The sequence below is a fragment of the Nodosilinea sp. E11 genome (assembly GCF_032813545.1).
In the GTDB taxonomy this organism is placed as follows: domain Bacteria; phylum Cyanobacteriota; class Cyanobacteriia; order Phormidesmidales; family Phormidesmidaceae; genus Nodosilinea.
The window spans coordinates 355,454-373,104 of the sequence record NZ_CP136514.1 but is presented as its reverse complement, the minus strand read 5'-3'; the positions used below and the strand labels follow the sequence as shown (position 1 = coordinate 373,104).

Sequence of the window (17,651 nt, the reverse complement as noted above, 5' to 3'; positions counted from 1 at the left end):
CTACCTAGGCCTTCTTCTGGCTCTTGGGGTTAGGTCGAGATCGAGTCGATGAATGTTTCTGGGACTGGTTCTGGACGGGCGGCAGATCGCGGGTTACCTGAGCCAGCAGGGTGAACAATTGGGCCGGGTTGCCCTTCCACAGCCCCCAGACCAGCGCGAGGGCGAGGGTTGATGAAAACGCCACCAACCAGGCTGGCCCTGGATTGTCAGCCAGGGCTTCGATCGCCTGGCTCACCCGGCTCGACTCATCTGGGGCCAAAGCTAGGGGCTCTGGGGTAGGGCTGTAGGGGATAGCGCCAAAGGCCTGCTGCCCCAAAAAGACGGCATCCCCCGGCTTGACCACCATGAAAGGAATCGGGCCAATACCGTAGGGCGAACAGTCCGCCGCCGTGCCCTCCCCCGACTGCCGACAGGTTCTAAAGTAGGCCACCAGCTGGATCTCGTCGCGAGACACCCGGTGCGGCACCACCTTGAACGACGGGTTATAGATGGCGGCACCCAGGCGCTCTAACCCCTGATTGACGGTAGTAAGGTCGCCCGTTCCCATGCCGCCCACCTGGCGCTGCCCGACCCGCCAGCGCAGCGATCGCGCCTGCCCTGGGGCAGACTCTGGGGCCGAGAACACCACATCCACGGCACCGTCATCGGCCTCCTGCACAGTGGCGATCGCGATCTCACCCTGCACACCAATTTTGCCCGGCAGCGTCCACAGGCTGAGGTGTTCGAGCAGCGGCACCTCGGTCAGTTTGGCCGACTCCCACTGGCTAAAGTTCTGGATCGGGGCGATCTCAATCCCCGGCAGTTCACCGATGGTGTAGTTGGCCAGGTCAAGATAGGACAAGCTGATTTCGCCATACTTTGGCTGCTGCTTGATCAGCTCGCCCAGGGTGGTGCCACCGGTCGCGACGAACGTGGGGTCAACAATGGCAATCAGGTCTTTGACCACCCGAGAGTCACTTACCGTCAGAGACAAGAGCGCTGGAGCAGCTCTAATCAAGGACGAGAGCGTTTGATAGTTCAGTAGCCCAAATTTATCCAAGGGGATAACTCTAATCCCTCCATCTCTGCCCTTGCTGGCATACACCCCTAGCTGATCGGCGATCGCCGCGACGGTCAGCAGGTGCACGTCAAACCCACCCTGCAAATCACCCACCGTCAGCACATCTGCGATCGCATCGCCCCGCTGCCACGACACCGCCCCCCAGGTTCCAGACTCCGCCAGCACGGGCAGGTCAGAGAAGGCAATCAGCCGCCAGTCAGGTATAGCCGCCTGGCGATCGCCAATCCGCAGCACCCCCAGCGGCAGATTAAAATCAGCGGCAGTCAGGCCCGCTTCCGATGCAGCCTCTCTCTGGGCCTCGGGCTGGGCCAGCGCCTCCTGAGCAGGGACTGGGTTGAGTGGGGATGCGTTGGCGAAGCCTCCCCAAAGGGGAATAGCACCGGCCCCAGAGACTACCCCCAGCGCCGCCAGGAGAACCAACGCCGGGATCTGACGAACCACCCGCCCCATCATTCGCCACCCCCCGCCGCGCCCTCCGGCTGGGCCTCAACGTCAGGCGGGTCGAGCGGTGCTGCCTCATCATCCTCAGGAGCAACACCAGGCCTCGGGATAGATTGGCGCTGCTGTTCCAGCCCCCGTGTCACCACCGCCTGCACCACCTCCAGGCTCACACCGGTCTGAGCCGACGCTTCCGCCACCGGCACGTCGTTGGTGACCAACGCCAAGAATGCCCTCAGACTTTGGTGCATCGGCCCATTGGGGGCGATCGTCCCAGCTTCAATCAGAGCCGCAATCCCGTGGGAAAACGTTAAGGGCGTAGCACCCTGACCGGGAGTGGCTGAGGCCTGCATTCTAGCCCTGGGGCCAGCTGGTGCCGGAGCAGGAGTGATCGCAATCGTCGAGTAATCGGCTGGCCCAGACCCATAGGCGATCGGAAACTGGAAAAGGTGAGCTGTACCGGAGGCATCCCGCGCCACCACAGAGAGTAGGGTAGCTGGGGTAGAGGGCAATCCTTGGAACGCAACACCATTGATCCGGCGGAGGTGCACTACCTGAGCGCCACCGGAATCGAGGGGCGCGTCAAAGTCGATGGTCAGCTTAGAGGGGTCATCTAACCAGGCTCGATAGATGCGCAGCCCGAGGCGAGAAAAGTCGAGGTTGGCCCCAGACCCCGGCCAGACCGTGATCGGTACCGTACCCGCCTGAGCCGCTTCTATCCGCACCTCCTGTCGCAGCGGGCGACCCTGGGCCAAACTAGGTATCCCCAACACCACCCACCAGAGGGGGACGGCACAAGCCGTCAGCGCTATGCATAGCAGTCTGTTCCGGTCTTTCATCGTGGCATCCTACGGCTCAAAGACAAATTCGTTCAGGGCAAAGACAGACACCTCCGCAGTGTCGTGAAACCAGATCCGGTTGCGGGAGTCGTAGTCGTCAATGCGCTGAGTCACCCGCTGCTGCTCAATGGGTAAAACAGCCTGAGCCGCGCCTGATAGAAGACCCGCAATGATGTTGACCGGGGCGTATTCGGTGGCGACAGCACTGGCCCCCTCGCCGATAATCGTCTGTTGGCTAAGGGGGCGATTCAGCAGCTCGCCCACATGGCCGAGCGCCCCCAGGGCGGCTAGCTGCATCTGTGCTGCCCTGACCTCGCCGCCATTGCGCATCTCCTGAGCGATTAGAGGGTTACCGGCGTTGCCCGTGATCAGCAGATGGTTGAGGGGCACTGGCGTCACCTTGCTCACCCCGTTCTCAACTGTGACCACATCGGTGACCGACAGCTCCACCATCCCCGAGCCTGCCAGCACAGATACCTCGGCCACCAGCACGGTGCCAACGTCCAGCGCCACGGCACCGTCATCAGCTAGAAGTGGCTGACTAAGCGCGATCGCCGTTCGCTGACTCTGCTGTTCTCGGCTCAAATCTTCGGCCCAATAAATCGGGGCAACCAGCTTGGCTGCCGCCGTGGTGCCTGGAGCCACCCGCTTCAGAGATCGCCCTAGGATTGCAGCCTCCTCTATCTGCAACGACGCAGGAGGTGGATTGCTGACAAGTTGCGCAGTAGGCCCAGTCGTTGCGGGCTGCTGGGGCAAGTCTGCTAAAGGGGCCGATGCTACTGGCGCAAGTTCCTGTGGGCCTGGAGTAAAGGCGGGTTCCATCCCCATGCCGGTGCCATAGCTACCCATTGCAGCCAACGAGGCCCAAAGAACCTCGGGGGGAGGCGGGGGAGGCATAGTCACTACGTTTTGTCGCGGCGGCGATGAGGCGCTGGGTCTAGGGGCTGGTGCCGGGCGCGGCGCAGCAGGGGCAGCGGTCGGCGCAGGGCGAGTCACTGGCCCAGTGGGTTGCACGGCCTGGGGAGAGACAGCAGCGGTAGGCTGGGCATTCAGGGCAGGCTGTACGCCCTCTTCCTGTATGGCCTGGGCGCGGGCCATCTGATTGCGCAACGCTAGTAACTCGGCGGCTGATGGATCATTCCCTTCGCCATTGGTTCGAGCCTCGTGGAGCTGCAATGCCTGGGTTTGATTCCCCAGGGCATTGCGCGTCTTGAGTTGCCCAATCTCCTGCCGCTGCCGCTCTAGGGCCAACTGAGTTGGGTCTGGAGGCGGCTCTGGGGCTTGCTCTGGCCTCGCCGTGGGGGTTAAATCTCTCTTTCCGGCACTTTGAAAACCCGATAAGACACCACCTACCACTACCATGCATAGTCCCCCAATCAGTGCAACAGAACCCGCCTTCACCAGAGGGTTAGCCCAGATCGGGGTACGGGTCTTTCCGTCTGCATGGACACGACCGGCCAGCACATCGCGGTCAACCAACTCCTCTGCATCATCCCCTTCCCCATCGGGGTCGGTCGCCACACCATCCAGCGACTCATCGCCCAAGGCAGCAGAATAAGAAGGTGCGTTCTCTGGGTCAATGCCCACCAAAACAGATAGCTCATAGAGCTCATCGCGATCGAGATCGCCTTCATCGAGCAGCAAATCTACAGTGTTCGGGGCGATCGCTGCCCCATTTCCGTTTTCAGTTCCAGTCGTCATCTCGCCGCCTCCGTCATCTCAGTAATGTCAGTGATTTGCAGTCCTGCCGAGCGCACCTGATAGACGGCCCGCTGCACTGCCGTCGCCTCAGCCTCCATCGGATCAGCGGGGGGCTCAACGGCCTGAATACGAATCACCTTGTTGACCGGAATCGCAATCCCACCAGGATTTTTCACGTCAAAAATAATCAGATTCGCGACCATGGTCACGTCCCAAAACCCAGGCGCGATTTGCAGGGGTTCAGATAGGGACTCAATATTGAAAACGCTTTGTGCTTGTCCCTGAAACACCGATCTCGGGGTCAATGCACCGACCTGCTCCAAAAATGAAGCCCGAAAGTCTTCGGAAAGACTAAAACTCGCTTGCCACGCCTTGGTCGTGACCGTGTTACTTCCTGCCTTGACGCCTGAATCGGTCGTTGTTTGGATTGTCCCGGTCGCATCCTGAGCTTGACTGACGCCATTCCAGGTGAACAACATCGTCATCGCCTGCCGAGTGAACAGGCGAATCGACTCCGGTGTTCTATCCAGGTTGTCGATCGGCTTCACCGTAAACGAATTGCCGTCAATGGTTTGCACCAGCGTCGGGACAGGCTTTCTAGCAATTTGACTGGTCGTCATCCCCAGCACTGCCGTCAGCAACAGATTGAGGCCGCCCAGCACTAGCGCCAGCAACACAAAGAGGGGTAGGAGGTTTTCGGTTGCGAGTAAACCTTGTCTTTTCGGGTTGATTAATGTCATCTCATTCACCTACAGGGTCTACGGCCAAAGAAATCTCAACCAGGCAGAAATCAGCGCCCCCCTTGGGGCAGTCTTGGATAGGCCGATTGAGAGGAATGGTTGGTACTGACGTGGGTAGTCGATAGCGCCATCCGGCTGAGCAGGATCGTCGCGGCCCCAGTTGACCCGGCCAGCATGATATTGAAAATCGCCAATCCACCCCCACTGGCCAACCCCAACGCCAGTGCCGGGGCCAGCAGGGCGATTAATACCAGGAAACCATTGGTATCAAAGGTGTTGGCGTTCATAATCACGACCGCACACATGCCGACAATGATGTTGTAGGCCATCTGAGCAAACCCCAGACTCAAGAATCCGGTGATCCAGGCAAAGATGGGTTTGCCACCAAAAGGCAACAGACTAGCCGCCACAGCGAACGGCCCCATCAGGGCTGTGAGCAATAGCGAAATTTGAATCAAATTCACAAACGCCCACTGGAAAGCCATCAGAAAGGCATGGATAACTACGCGGGACTGGGAGCCAATCAGGCCCCCAAATGCACCCGGTAAAATATCGCCTACATTGCCGTCAGTGTTATAGGCGTCGATCGCCCCTCGAACCATCTGCAAGGTCATGTCAATTTGAGGAAAGACACTACCAGCAACACCCGTAGCCGTTACCAGCCAATGCTGCTTGAAGTCGCCCACCGTCGCCTCGATCTGCTCATAGGCCATCTCAAGGCATTGGATCTGGGCCTCACCCAACAGAGACTGGCATTGCTGAACCTGGGCATCTACCTCGGCGACCACAACCCCCTTGGCGATCGCCCCCCGGATCGCTTCTTCCAGGGTGACGTTCAACATCGAGACTTGCAGCACCTGCTCATTTGTCCGGTTGATGACGTCACGAACAGAGCGTGTCGAGATGCCCAAAAGGCTACCTTGATTGCTCAATAAGGCAACCACAATCAGCGGCCACACCAGCATTCTCAGGGGCTCCCGGTAATCATCCTCATGCACGGCCATATAGGCAAATCGCATCATGAACAAGACCAGCGCCCCAACGGCAAAGATCAGCGCCAGTCCGGTGATTTGGGTGTAGAGTTCCGAGGTGAACAGCTGCGTCCAATACAGGCTGTAGATATCGCCAATATCACGGCTCATCTCAAAGCCCTGGCGGAGCAGCTCGCCAGCACCTTGCACTCCTAAAATCTGCGTGAGAATTACGCTCATCTTCTGTCCCCAAATAGAACCGTTGCCTGGGTTGAGTTACTGAAAAAGCACTAAGCCCGCCGAGCTGTTGATCACCTCAGCAGCCTGGGCCATGCCTTGACGAGATTGCGCCCGGTTGAGAGCCGATAGCTCTCGGGCGGCTTCAACCTGCACCAGCGAGTCAGCCGCCAGTTGCTGCCGCATTTGGATGGATTGCCCATACTGAGCGACATCAATGGCGGAAGACTGCGCCATCGCTGCAATGTGGGCTTTCATCACGTCCTGGGTTACGTCCAGTCCCTGAGCCTCTTCCGCTAGGGTGACGATTTCCTGCAAGGTATCGTCTGTGGCCTTTACCTCAGCCACAATCGCTTCCTGCCCTTCCGAGCTGAGGAGAGAGTTGGCGAAGCCTGCGGCAGCCGCGCGGGAGACCTCTTTACTCGCCGTAGCAGCCAGGGCGATCGGGTTCATGTTGAACCGATCTACCCGCTGAGAAGCAGCACCAGGCGAGCCATTCTCAGACCCCGAGATGATCGCATTGGCTAGCGCGTCCTGAGAGGCCAGCACGTCGGGAACGCCTAAGAGGCCAGTAACAAATTCTGGCGGCGACCTAAAGCCGCCTCGGATATTGTCAAGGAATCGTCCAGACGCCGTAGAAACTCCCGGAGAACGAGCCGCAACCCCCTGGACTAAAGTTGGAGTCCGAATATTGATGGCCTGTCCACCGCCATCACCACCACCAAAAAGACCACCAGGGCCAAGCACAGCCCCGCCACCAAACCCGCCACCGGCATTGAGAATGTCCCCGAGAGGGTTGTTAGACCCACCACCACCCGTCAAGATGCCGCCCAGACCACCGCCAGTGGGGGTGCCGCCCCAGCCGCCGTTGAGGATGCCACCCAGGCCACCACCGTTGAGAATGCTACCCAGGTCGCCATTAAGAATGCCACCCAGGCCACCACCGTTGAGAATGCTACCCAGGTCGCCATTAAGAATGCCACCCAGGCCACCACCGTTGAGAATGCTACCCAGGTCGCCGTTGAGGATGCCACCCAGGCCACCGCCATTGAGGATGCTACCCAGGTCGCCATTAAGAATGCCGCCTAGGCCTCCCCCGTTGAGGATGCTGCTTAGGTCGCCATTGAGAATGCTACCCGTACCACTGCCCCAGCCCCCATTAACAAGCGCCCCCAAGTCAAGTCCAGGGATAGAGCCTGTAGCAGAGGTCGGGGCGAATGTTGCAGTCGAGTCAGCAGGAATGGCAGGCGGATTGATAGCCTGAGCCCGTACTGGCTGCCCCTGGGCCACCGCCATGGTGACTGCGCCAACCAACGTTAATGAGCGCAATCCAGGTTTTAAGAGTTGCCGATTCATAGCTACGCCTCATAACTAATTAACTGAACTTAAGGGTCGAGATGAACATTCCACTGATGGGTAGACGTGGGTTACTTCGCGTTGCACCAAAGCTTTTTCTTGCTCGATTAAATCGACTATTCCGCCGCCATTACGGATAGCATCAACGTAGCGTTCGGCAAATTGGGCCATCGCCTTAAATTTGCCCTGAGGTCGAAGACGCACGAGCATCAAATCTCTGAGTTCTTGTTCGTCCGGGTTATTAGCAACCGCTGCGATCTGAACAGCCCCAGGGTAAAAGCGGCAATACAGATAGTGCCCGTCGATGTCTAGAAGCCAGTTTGAGTACATCTCAGTTCTTTTCGGGAAAAAGGCCTCAGTTGCGTTCTTTGAAATCACATCCCTGGGATAGCCCAGCAACGTTTCAAAGGAATCCACCGCAACGGTCTGGATACGGCCAATCAGCTTGGTGCCCATGTTTTGCATGACCTTGGCTCCCGACACCGATTTCATAATGGTGTCGGGGTCTTGGGCCGATAGCATGACGCGAATTCCCGCCTTAGCACCGTTCGCGCATAATCGGCCAATCAACTGGGATATCGTCTTGTATTCAAAGAGAATCGGTGACTCATCAATGAAGAAAATTGACTTGGGGCTGCCCAGGGCGCGACGAAGTGCAGCAGAATAGGCAGAGAGCGAAAGAATCGCTGCCTCATTTTCATTACTCAAGTTTCTTAGAGCAAAGACTAGGAGCTGAGCGTCAGTGCGGAAAGAACTAGCCCGACCGATCGCTTTGCCAATCCGCGATTTTAGCCAGTAGTTTAGTTGAAGCCTAATGTGGCTAGCGGCATTGCCGATTTCATCACTCCCGCTTTCTTCTAGCTCTAGTTTTTCAAAAGAGCAAAAATCAATGAAGTCTTTAAGGGTAGGCATATTTTTCCATGCCTCACTGCCAAATCCAGCCAATTCAGCCGCTTTATATCGACCCAATATTGCGGCATCGACAAAGAATTTACTTAATGCCCTACCAATCAAGCTCCGGACTGTTTGCTCAAGCAATTGCTGATTCTCGGTGGATGGCAATACCATCGTGACCAGGGCCGACTCTAAGAACGCAATATAGTCTTGCATGCGCTCCTCTCGATCCTCGGGGCTTAGACCGTTGAGCGTTGGCAGCTCCAGCAGGTTGTTGGACTCTCTCCCAATATCGAAATAGGCAGCGTGGTTGCCAAGGAATTTGGCATAGTCGGTAAAGGTCGAGGTACCATCCGGTTTGGGATAGTCCAGGCAAACAATGGGGTAACCCTTCGCCAAAAACATCGACAGCATCCCTGATACGCACACCGACTTACCTGAGCGGGTGGTGCCAAAAACGGCTATATTTCGGTGTTCATTAATGAAGTCGATCTTGACCGGACTCCCGCCCTCATCTGCAATCAGCTCAAAACCTTGCTTGCTAACCGGGCGAGTCATGGTGAGCGGAATCAGGCCGGGAGCCTCGCTGCTGAGATAGGTCTGCGTCCGGTTGTACGGGGCCATCAGCAGCTTCTCCCACGCCAGCATGGGATGGCACTGGAGCCAATGCTGCCATGCAACCTCGGGTTCTCTGACCACTTTCGCAGGCAGTAGAAAACCCTCAGCCATGTGCCGACAGGCTTCCGACAGCTTGGCCCGACTGGAGCGGTGGATCATTACCACCGTTGCGACTTTGACTGGGATTGCACCCTCGATAATTTTTGCGGTCGCTTCTACCGACTTCTGCATCTTGATGCTGGCCCCAACATCAATTGAGTCGGAGCCGAGGACTGCATTATTCGACTGTTTTATCAGCCGCTGCATTTGGGTTTTGACAATCGCCTGATTCGCCGGGGCAATCTGGCAAATGATTTCAGTATCCACCACCTGATGGCGGCAGAGCACATCCCAGAGATATCTCAGCTGGGCACGCATGTTGCTAAAACCAACAGGCTTGGCCACAAACGGCATAACGGCAACATATTTGCCCCTCACCCTAACCCAGGCGCGATCCGCATCGGGGACGGTCATTTCACCGCCCTCGCCCTGAATCAACAGCGACTTTGGATCGTATTCGCTGGTAGATTCTTCAGTGATTGTCCGCCCATCAAACGTTAGGGGGTTGGGGACATTGGGAGGCTGGCTCGTATTGAAAATGTCCCAGGTCTTACCCCAAAGATCCTCCGCAGACATAGGGGAAACTTCAAGTCCCATTTTGATCGCTAACAGGGACTCCCAACGCATGTACCCCTCTTCAAAGGCAGAGTTAAACATCTCCTCAAATTGGCGCATGACAACGCTCTTACCCTTGCCTTTGAACCCTTCCCAGAAGGACACCAGGGAGGCCAGTGCTCTCTCAATCGGGTCAGCCTCAGCCCCAGCGCGATCGTCTCCAGCAATGGTGTAGGTGCAGTAAATGGTCATGGTTTTGACCTTGCGCACCCCTTGGCTGGCCAGGTCTTGGGCACGTTTCTTTTCACTCAGAAGAATCAGCTTGATCTCTGGCGATGGGGCCGACGCAATCAGCTCATCTAGCTCAGTCTGGCGATCTCGATCGGTAGCGAAGCTACTGAGTTGAACCGTCATCGTGCCATTACGAGGCAGTTCCTTAAGCCCAGACTCTAGCCGCTCAACCGTGGGGAAAATCTGCTCAGACCGCAACGTGTCATGTAGCCCCCGGCAGGTAAATCCAAACACCAGACGATAGCTATTTTTGTGGGATAAAAGAGCTGCCCCTACACTCCGGCCTTTCATCTTGAACCTGACAAAGGTTCTGAGGCTACAAAAATCTTCAAACGCCTTTAGCGTCGTCTTTGTGGGTCCCCCCTTTGATGACTTAAGAGACTTTACATTGCGTTTTCCGAGCTTTCCACTTGTCATGCGCTTGACTCTCTGATTGTGCCAAAACGTTTCTCAGAAATAATCTACCCTTGGCCGATTTCTAGATTTTTTGGGTGTTTTTCTTCGCTTTTCTCGTTTTTTAATCTTCTTGCGCGGATTGAGGTCAGGGTACGGCGCGAGTGGCGTGAAATAAGTGAGGTGGCCGTAGCACCAGCTGGGAGGTGAATGAAACTTGGAGAGGAAACGGGATGCATCAGACCCCGTCAGCACCCACCAGGTCGCCGCCCCCCAGCCGATGCATAAAATCGTCGGTATCCACCCAGCCCCAAAGATTCGATTGACAATAACGATATTGAACAGGGCAATCACACACCAGGGAACCAGCTGATCTGCTGGAATCGGCCCAAACCCTGGCTTCATATTGATCGCCCCGTTTACCGGGACAAAATCGTCGGGGTGTCCCAACATAGAGGATTAGTCTCTGCTGAAGAATAGAGTTGTATAACCGTTTGCCCTTACATCCCAATGACCATCGCTCTAGCCACAGCCATTGGGATGGGAGTCGCGTCATACCAGGCATCGCTTGTATCGAGCTAACCACCACGGGCTAGGCTCCACCAATTACCAGGGTCGCCAGCACATCCCCAATGACCACCGCCATAACGATAATCATGGGAGCGCGGGCCAGCTGCTGCCAATCGTCGTCATTTCTGGCCGATTGAATAACGCGCACCAGAGAAACCGCGATATAGAGTAAAAACAGTGCTCGAATTACCCCAAACACCAGGGGAACAACATCCCCAGCATCAGGGAAAGTGGTATTAAAGAAATCTTCAGCTACCTGAAAGAACTGCGCAAACAACGGGTTCGTTTGGCTCATCCAGAGGCTAGAACCAAAGAGGAGGCCCAGCACCAGCCGAAAGACACGGGGGGAGCCAATCTTCTTCAAGATGCGACTGGCGACAACATCCTTTTTCGCGGCCCGACGCAGAATCATCGCGACAGCCATACACAGGCCCGAGCCGATCGCCATCGTGGGGGATAACTGAAGCAGTCGGAGTCCGGCAAAACCGCCGATCGCAAGCCAAGGCAGCACTTTAACGACAGAGCGGAGGAATCGATTTTCAGATAGGGCCTTAAACACATTGGCTTGACTGGCCGATAGCGATTGGGCAACGCCTCGATCTCTCATGCATTGAACAACCTTGGCTGAAAACCGAGAGGCCGCTGCCCGTTCTTCAATACTCAAAGGTTTGAACGTAGTTGTGTTCATAGCGGAACCACAGGGGGAAAAGGATAGATGGATCAAACCGGGGTTTAACCCTGGGAAAACCCTATCAACCGAATTTCGCCCCCATGTCGCAAGCCCTCTTGTTTTGGCTAAGTTTGGTTGCGAACTAATTCCAACCATATATGTGAGATGAAGAAATACTAAAAAACATGTTGAAGTACACCTATTGGCAGCGACTTCTAAAGAAAACCTAAAAGCTACGGACTATCCCCGACAAACCACGGAAAGATTGCCGAAAGTAGTAATTCAAAGGTATGGTGTCGTGAGAGCACTTATAGTCTGCAACGAGCCTGAACATCTAGCTACCTTGGCGCAATGCCTGGATGAAGCAGGTCACGAGGTCAACATCTGCAACTGCGAGACATCGCTAACTGTCATCGGCCAGGACAAGCCAGACCTAATCTTTGTCGCAACCTGGAATATCCTGTCGCTGCCCAGTTTTTTCCTTCAGTTTCAACGGCTGTATGCGCCGCTGAATAATGGCTACAGCCCCGTTATCATCGCCATCACCAATCACGAGTCACTAGATGTAGGGCACCTCTATAACATGGGGTTTGACCTAGTTGCCGAGATGCCCGTCAGAGAGCTGGTGCTGATGGCCCAAGTGGCCGCTATCGATCGCAGAATAGGCTTATCTCGCAGAACAGTGAGCTCGGATCATCTGCTTGTGAACCTACACACCCACGATGTCTTTGTTAAAACTCAGCAGGGAAGACTGCTGACCCACCTGAGCATCGGGCAAGTTCAGTTCATCTTGCTCAAGTATTTTATGCAGCACCCAAAACGAATTTGGACGCGACCAGAGTTGCTAGAACGCTTGGGCGACGAAGTGGAATCCACCAGGATCATGGACACCTTTGACCTTCGCTTGATTGATGGCAATGTTTACCGCCTCCGAAGAGCCATCAAAATTGCCCTGGACGGCCTCGCCGAGCCCTGGCAGGTAGGGCAGGGGTTTCGAGAAGGCTTTTTGCACACTGAGAGGGCCGGAGGTTACTTTTTTTGTGATGCGATCGTGCTGCACCAAGACATATCCTCAGCCATCAAGAGCACTGCCCCGACGCAATTTTTGCCCTGTGCCACCTGTGGACGCACCACCCCGGAAGGCTGCACCCAGTGCCTTGCGGGTCAAATCAGTCAAGCCAACCTCACCAGTCCGGCGCTGCTCATTAAAGACCAAGCCTAAAGGCCGATGGCCGAGCTATAAAAGCGACTTTGCCCTGAATGCGCTCTGCAGGCACCGGGCCAAGATAACGAGAGTCGTAGGAATGCTCCCGGTTATCGCCCATCAGAAAATAGTGCTCGAAAGGAACTTTAACTAAAGCTAGATTTTCGTCATGCCTTACAGTATAGGGTTGTGAGAAGATCTGACCGTTGACATAGACATCGCCATTGACGATTTGTACCTCATCTCCCGGCAGCCCTACGACTCGTTTGACGAAGCGAACTTTTTCTTTATTCCAGAGACCACCTCTAAAACCAGAGTCAAAAGCTACAATGTCGCCCCGTTCTGGGTCTTTGGTGAAGTACTGCATGTTGTTCACCAGGACACGATCGCCCTCTTGCAAGACAGGCTCCATCGACCCACTGGGAATGTGGCTAATGGGGGCAAGCAACCGGAGAACCAACAGCAGAGGTACGCCAATACCACCGATCGCAGCCACATCAGCAAGCGACGCCCGAATTATTTTCGCCTCACCGGGGCTAATAAACTGCACCATCATTTACTCCTCAAATAGCGCTACGAAATCAGCGGCTTTCGCCGAGAGCGATCCTGAAAGCAATTCAATATTGGCCAACAGCTTCATCTGAGACGCATTTAGAGGACGACCAGAAAACCGATCACAAATATCCTCTAAATCTCGCGTCACCTCAACCAGATCGGTTAGCAAGTTCCTCCCCGCCAAAGGCGCAAAGGAGTCTTCGCCATCGTTCAGTAGTTCATTGAGCAGGGGGCCAAACAGATCAATGGCGGCAGCATCCCGCCCCAGCACTCTGTCCTGCCTTGAACTGCGATCGCCTGATCCGACCTCCATACTCGCCCTCCAAAGCACTGAATTGAACTATAAATTCCAAATATCCCCTGCATATAGCGACAGGATGCGAGACACGATTCTTAACCCAAGCCTCAAACCAGGGGTGCCGTTGGTCGCGTAGGGCTGAATTTCAGGGGTATCGTCTATCTCAGTTGGCCTGTCCCAGGGTTCAATAAGCTTGACCGTTGGGTATAGCTGACGAATCCAGTTAGCCCTGATAGAAAGCGGTACAGAGGTTGTTTCGGGGCAATCATAGACCAGGACGATTACCTCATCCATCACTTCCATGGCCGTCAATCAGCAACATGGCCAGGTCGTGTACCTGCGACCAGGTTAGCCATATCGACAGGTTATGATTGGATGAAATAGATGTTGAGGTGGTGCCATGTCGCTGCTAACCCTGGTAATTGGCGCTTCGACGGCGATCGGGCTGAGCTACTTTAGTGCAGACCTCTACCGCAATCGGCGCAGAACAACCGAAAAACCCGCGACGACGACAGATCTAACCTGCTACGAGGTGGGCGTTCTCGATGGGAACGATCTTCAGTCTGCGGGGGATGCTGTTGGCCATGCCGGACACGAAATTGCGGCAGCTTCTAGCAAATGTGTAGAGGGCAACATCGGCCACTGCGTCGAGGTAATCGCTCACGTGATCGCCCACCATTAGTCATCACTAGAGTGAAATATAGCCCTATCCAGTAGACTACTAAAACGTTGTGCCCAGCCCGGTGTAGATTGCCAGCCGCGACCAGCCCAGACAACCCAGCCCCAACCACAATGCAGTTATAGATAGTTGGCATTCTGTCACCTCTGCTGTGGGAAGGGATGACCCAGACAGCCCTCGAACACAGCACTTTAGCCTGTCCAGGCCAAAATCAGGTCGATCGATTATGCCGTTTCTCTAGACGGCGATCGCCCTTGGTCCCTAGCATTATTCCAGCTTTAGTTAAAGCTAGATTTTCCCATCACAGCTAGGGCGGATGGGCTGAGGATTTAAGTTTTGCGTCGCTCTCGGTCAGGGTTAGTGGGAGTGCCGCTAGAAAATATGCAAGAAGTGCAAATAGTTGGGATGGTGGGCTATGGGGTGGCGGCTCTGATAGCATTTTTGGTGCTGGGGAAGGGGGTTGGGCAGTGGAGATGCGATCGCCGCCTGTGACCCCCAAGGTGCAGTAGCATGGCAATCGAGAGCCTGATCAGATTGGCCCACTGTGCTTGACCTATTGGGAGAACTGCTATGCCTCATCTCTGGCCGTCGCTGAGTCTAGACGATTGGCAAGACACCTGCACGACTCTGCACCTGTGGACGCAGATTGTGGGCAAAATCCGCTTGGTGCAAACGCCGTGGATGAACCACTCGTGGCATGTGCCGCTGTACCTGACGGCGCGGGGGCTGACGACGGGCACCATCCCCCACGATGACCAAATTTTTCAAATCGACTGCGACTTTTTTGACCACCAGCTGCGCATTGTCACCAGTGCGGGGCAGGAGCGATCGGTGGCGCTGCAACCGCGCACCGTGGCAGACTTTTACCAGGCGGTGATGACGGCCTTGGTGGAGTTGGGGGTTGCCGTGCGCATCCACACCACACCAAACGAAATTCCCGACGCGATACCTTTCGAGCAGGATGACATCCATGGAGCCTACGATGCCGAGGCCGCCCAGCGGTTTTGGCGGGTGCTGTTGCAATCTGATCGCGTCTTCCATGAGTTTCGCTCCCACTTTTGTGGCAAGGTCAGCCCGGTACATTTTTTCTGGGGCAGCTTTGATCTGGCAGTGACGCGGTTTTCGGGACGGTCTGCGCCGCCGCATCCGGGGGGTGTGCCCAACCTGCCGGATGATGTGGCTCAGGAGGCTTACTGCCAGGAGGTCAGCAGTGCTGGGTTTTGGCCGGGTACTGGCCTGGGCTATCCGGCGTTTTATTCCTACGCCTATCCGGTGCCGGAGGGGTTTAAAGACGCCACTGTGCAGCCGGAGGCGGCGTTTTTCCATGAGGGATTGGGTGAGTTTGTTTTGCCCTACGAGGCGGTGCGCGAGGCGGATGATCCTGACCAGGCGTTGCTGGGGTTTCTGCACAGCACCTACGAGGCGGCAGCTGAATTAGCGGGGTGGGATGTTGCTGGGCTGAAGCAGACTTGGTTTAAGTGAGGGCGGTTTGTGAGGCTAAGGGTGAAGATTAAGGTGTGCGATCGCGGCTAGAGCTGAGAGGCTAGTTATACTGATTTTTTCTACCTAATCATCCATATAGGGCAATTAAGCTGATGTATTTCTGCCTAATCATTCCTACAGAGGCATTAGGCTGCCAAATTTCTACCTAATCTGCCATATAGGCGTATTAGGCAATTTTTTCTCTAATAATGAGTTAGGCGGAATAAGATAAGCTATTCAGAATATGTTCAGTAGATGAATACATGAATATAAACGCATCTATTATCGACCAACGCTTAGTATCAATCGTCAACGATATCCGTCAAAAGGCTTCTGAAGAATTACGAATCAGAGATGAAAGCAGACTTAAGTCTCTGGCCTTTGTATACCTGTGTGTTAAAACCATCTTAGATTTAGATGGCGATGACGCTTTTGATTGCCTAACCGAAGGAGGTGGCGATTTTGGAGTAGATGCTATGCATATCTCCGAAGAATATGATGGTGAGTTTACAGTTAATTTATTTCAGGCAAAGTATAAGAATAACCTGGAGGGGAGTTCTAACTTTCCTGAAGAAGGTATAGAAAATCTAATTAACGCAATTCAATACTTATTTAATCCAGCAGCTAGATTAGAACATATTAATGAACGACTACTCGTAAAAGTGGAAGAAGCCCGTAGCCTGATTCGAGATGGCTATATTCCGCAAGTTCGGGCACTAGCTTGCAACAACGGGCTGAAATGGAATGCATCTGCTCAAGAAGCTATTGAACGTACCGGATTTGGCGATCAGGTGACGTGGGAACATGTTAATCACGAGCGTTTAGTCAAAATTCTCCAAGCTTCTAGACCTGTAAAGGATACTTTGCAGCTAAGTGGCAAAGCCATCGTTGAAGATATGGAGTTTAGCCGAGTACTTGTAGGTAGGATTTCCGTAACCGAAATTACCGCCCTTATAGAGCGACACGGAGAACGGTTATTAGAGCGCAATATTCGTCGCTACTTAGGTTTGCAAGGAAATCGTGTAAATGAAGGTATCCGCCATACTTTGACTAGCGATGAAAAAAATAATTTTTACTTTTACAACAATGGAGTAACTCTGACTTGTGATAGTTTCTCATACAACGCACTGCAAGATGGTGATTATCAGGTGCGTGTTGAGAATTTGCAAATCATTAACGGTGGTCAAACATGTATGACTATATTTAAAACCTTGCGAGAACCTGTTTTGCTTCACCAAAATTCCCAGGCTTTTGTTCTTCTTCGGCTCTATCAATTACCTCGTGATAATGAAGGTTTAGTTCAAAGAATTACCTACGCCACCAATAGTCAAAATCCAGTTGATCTCAAAGATTTACGCGCTAATGATGAGCGTCAGCAAAGGTTGGGAATGGATATTCAGCAATTGGGATTTAATTATCGGCGTAAGCGTTCTGATACTAGTACTCGTCCTACCGATATTATTACAGGAGTGGCTGCTGAAGCAGTCTTATCTGTTTGGAGAAGAAAACCTCATCAGGCAAAGTTCTTCTCTCGTGAACATTTTGGAAAACTGTATGATTTAATCTTTACTGGTCAATTAAATGGAGCACAAGTTGTAATAGCTGTTCAGCTTTACAGAATTGCAGAAAATCGCCGCAAAAGACCAGAGCCTACTGACCCAGGCTTTGTTCGCTATGCTTCATGCTTTATTGCGATGCAGATGGGACAAAGACTTCTGACAGATATGAACGTTCAAATGAAAGATATTAGCCATCAAAACTTCCAATTAGCCCAACAGCTTATTAACCAAAACGATGAAGCGTATTTCAATGCCTCAGTACAAGATATTCAACAGGCGCTTCAGGATCTTTATGGGGAGCAAGAGATTTCCTTGCAGCAACTATCTGCGACATTTAGACGTGGGGATTTAATAAGTAGACTTCCATGAATTAAACCAGCCCAATCATTTGACTCCGTAATGGCTTTGTTGCATGAATAGGTCAAGCATCACGAGTTCCCTC

At 54.1% G+C, this 17,651-nt stretch carries 16 protein-coding genes and 1 pseudogene; 4 read left to right on the top strand and 13 right to left on the bottom strand.

Annotated elements, in window-relative coordinates; genetic code table 11:
• Positions 1-4 precede the first annotated feature (4 nt).
• The 9 genes from RRF56_RS01555 to RRF56_RS01515 all read right to left on the bottom strand — a co-directional run bounded on the left by RRF56_RS01555 (position 5) and on the right by RRF56_RS01515 (position 11,450).
• On the bottom strand, positions 5-1,501 hold the full coding sequence (locus tag RRF56_RS01555; RefSeq protein ID WP_317033645.1) for a hypothetical protein: 1,497 nt from the start codon (positions 1,499-1,501) through the stop codon (positions 5-7).
• An 8-nt stretch (positions 1,502-1,509) separates the two neighbouring features.
• Positions 1,510-2,337, bottom strand: coding sequence for a hypothetical protein (locus RRF56_RS01550; RefSeq protein WP_317033644.1), 828 nt, complete (start codon positions 2,335-2,337; stop codon positions 1,510-1,512).
• Positions 2,338-2,346: 9 nt separating this feature from the next.
• On the bottom strand, positions 2,347-4,038 hold the full coding sequence (locus RRF56_RS01545; RefSeq protein WP_317033643.1) for a hypothetical protein: 1,692 nt from the start codon (positions 4,036-4,038) through the stop codon (positions 2,347-2,349).
• On the bottom strand, positions 4,035-4,778 hold the full coding sequence (locus RRF56_RS01540; RefSeq protein ID WP_317033642.1) for a hypothetical protein: 744 nt from the start codon (positions 4,776-4,778) through the stop codon (positions 4,035-4,037). The genes RRF56_RS01545 and RRF56_RS01540 overlap by 4 nt, the downstream gene beginning before the upstream one ends.
• Positions 4,779-4,828: 50 nt before the next feature.
• On the bottom strand, positions 4,829-5,989 hold the full coding sequence (locus RRF56_RS01535; protein ID WP_317033641.1) for a hypothetical protein: 1,161 nt from the start codon (positions 5,987-5,989) through the stop codon (positions 4,829-4,831).
• Between the two features lie 36 nt (positions 5,990-6,025).
• Positions 6,026-7,342, bottom strand: coding sequence for a hypothetical protein (locus RRF56_RS01530; RefSeq protein WP_317033640.1), 1,317 nt, complete (start codon positions 7,340-7,342; stop codon positions 6,026-6,028).
• Positions 7,343-7,357: 15 nt separating this feature from the next.
• Positions 7,358-10,216 (bottom strand): hypothetical protein, encoded by a 2,859-nt coding sequence (locus RRF56_RS01525; RefSeq protein WP_317033639.1) that lies wholly within the window; start codon positions 10,214-10,216, stop codon positions 7,358-7,360.
• 33 nt (positions 10,217-10,249) lie between these two features.
• Positions 10,250-10,645, bottom strand: coding sequence for a hypothetical protein (locus RRF56_RS01520; protein WP_317033638.1), 396 nt, complete (start codon positions 10,643-10,645; stop codon positions 10,250-10,252).
• Positions 10,646-10,784: 139 nt separating this feature from the next.
• Complete coding sequence (locus RRF56_RS01515) at positions 10,785-11,450, bottom strand: hypothetical protein (protein WP_317033637.1); 666 nt, start codon at positions 11,448-11,450, stop codon at positions 10,785-10,787.
• Between the two features lie 184 nt (positions 11,451-11,634).
• Here RRF56_RS01515 and RRF56_RS01510 point away from each other — a divergent pair, with 184 nt between their 5' ends.
• A complete protein-coding gene (locus RRF56_RS01510; RefSeq protein ID WP_317033636.1) occupies positions 11,635-12,654 on the top strand; it encodes a winged helix-turn-helix domain-containing protein in 1,020 nt (339 codons plus the stop codon).
• On the opposite strand, the gene lepB is transcribed toward RRF56_RS01510, so the two are convergent.
• Genes lepB through RRF56_RS01495 form a run of 3 tightly spaced genes read right to left on the bottom strand, consistent with a single transcriptional unit; the run spans position 12,638 to position 13,792 of the window.
• The gene (lepB, locus tag RRF56_RS01505) at positions 12,638-13,192 is read right to left on the bottom strand and encodes a signal peptidase I (protein WP_317033635.1); all 555 of its coding nucleotides are present in this window, start codon (positions 13,190-13,192) and stop codon (positions 12,638-12,640) included. The two genes, RRF56_RS01510 and lepB, sit on opposite strands and share 17 nt — an antisense overlap.
• Positions 13,193-13,504, bottom strand: a complete 312-nt coding sequence (locus RRF56_RS01500) for a hypothetical protein (RefSeq protein ID WP_317033634.1) — start codon at positions 13,502-13,504, stop codon at positions 13,193-13,195.
• A 27-nt stretch (positions 13,505-13,531) separates the two neighbouring features.
• Positions 13,532-13,792 (bottom strand): hypothetical protein, encoded by a 261-nt coding sequence (locus tag RRF56_RS01495; RefSeq protein WP_317033633.1) that lies wholly within the window; start codon positions 13,790-13,792, stop codon positions 13,532-13,534.
• A gap of 97 nt (positions 13,793-13,889) precedes the next feature.
• Between RRF56_RS01495 and RRF56_RS01490 the strand changes: the two genes are divergently transcribed.
• The gene (locus RRF56_RS01490) at positions 13,890-14,171 is read left to right on the top strand and encodes a hypothetical protein (protein ID WP_317033737.1); all 282 of its coding nucleotides are present in this window, start codon (positions 13,890-13,892) and stop codon (positions 14,169-14,171) included.
• Positions 14,172-14,205: 34 nt separating this feature from the next.
• On the opposite strand, the pseudogene RRF56_RS01485 reads toward RRF56_RS01490, so the two are convergent.
• Positions 14,206-14,304, bottom strand: a pseudogene (locus tag RRF56_RS01485) (NAD(P)-binding protein); the annotation flags it as partial.
• Between the two features lie 434 nt (positions 14,305-14,738).
• Between RRF56_RS01485 and RRF56_RS01480 the strand changes: the two are divergent.
• Together RRF56_RS01480 and RRF56_RS01475 are read left to right on the top strand one after the other, a co-directional pair.
• On the top strand, positions 14,739-15,650 hold the full coding sequence (locus tag RRF56_RS01480) for a DUF5996 family protein (protein WP_317033632.1): 912 nt from the start codon (positions 14,739-14,741) through the stop codon (positions 15,648-15,650).
• A gap of 263 nt (positions 15,651-15,913) precedes the next feature.
• On the top strand, positions 15,914-17,578 hold the full coding sequence (locus tag RRF56_RS01475) for an AIPR family protein (RefSeq protein WP_317033631.1): 1,665 nt from the start codon (positions 15,914-15,916) through the stop codon (positions 17,576-17,578).
• Positions 17,579-17,651: the final 73 nt, after the last annotated feature.

Excerpts from the sequence above, each read along its gene's own strand:
- RRF56_RS01550 (WP_317033644.1), bottom strand. The coding sequence starts at position 2,337 with ATGAAAGACCGGAACAGACTGCTATGCATAGCGCTGACGGCTTGTGCC.
- RRF56_RS01545 (WP_317033643.1), bottom strand. The coding sequence starts at position 4,038 with ATGACGACTGGAACTGAAAACGGAAATGGGGCAGCGATCGCCCCGAAC.
- RRF56_RS01540 (WP_317033642.1), bottom strand. The coding sequence starts at position 4,778 with ATGACATTAATCAACCCGAAAAGACAAGGTTTACTCGCAACCGAAAAC.
- RRF56_RS01535 (WP_317033641.1), bottom strand. The coding sequence starts at position 5,989 with ATGAGCGTAATTCTCACGCAGATTTTAGGAGTGCAAGGTGCTGGCGAG.
- RRF56_RS01530 (WP_317033640.1), bottom strand. The coding sequence starts at position 7,342 with ATGAATCGGCAACTCTTAAAACCTGGATTGCGCTCATTAACGTTGGTT.
- RRF56_RS01525 (WP_317033639.1), bottom strand. The coding sequence starts at position 10,216 with ATGACAAGTGGAAAGCTCGGAAAACGCAATGTAAAGTCTCTTAAGTCA.
- RRF56_RS01520 (WP_317033638.1), bottom strand. The coding sequence starts at position 10,645 with ATGTTGGGACACCCCGACGATTTTGTCCCGGTAAACGGGGCGATCAAT.
- RRF56_RS01515 (WP_317033637.1), bottom strand. The coding sequence starts at position 11,450 with ATGAACACAACTACGTTCAAACCTTTGAGTATTGAAGAACGGGCAGCG.
- lepB (WP_317033635.1), bottom strand. The coding sequence starts at position 13,192 with ATGATGGTGCAGTTTATTAGCCCCGGTGAGGCGAAAATAATTCGGGCG.
- RRF56_RS01500 (WP_317033634.1), bottom strand. The coding sequence starts at position 13,504 with ATGGAGGTCGGATCAGGCGATCGCAGTTCAAGGCAGGACAGAGTGCTG.
- RRF56_RS01495 (WP_317033633.1), bottom strand. The coding sequence starts at position 13,792 with ATGGAAGTGATGGATGAGGTAATCGTCCTGGTCTATGATTGCCCCGAA.
- RRF56_RS01490 (WP_317033737.1), top strand. The coding sequence starts at position 13,890 with ATGTCGCTGCTAACCCTGGTAATTGGCGCTTCGACGGCGATCGGGCTG.
- RRF56_RS01480 (WP_317033632.1), top strand. The coding sequence starts at position 14,739 with ATGCCTCATCTCTGGCCGTCGCTGAGTCTAGACGATTGGCAAGACACC.
- RRF56_RS01475 (WP_317033631.1), top strand. The coding sequence starts at position 15,914 with ATGAATATAAACGCATCTATTATCGACCAACGCTTAGTATCAATCGTC.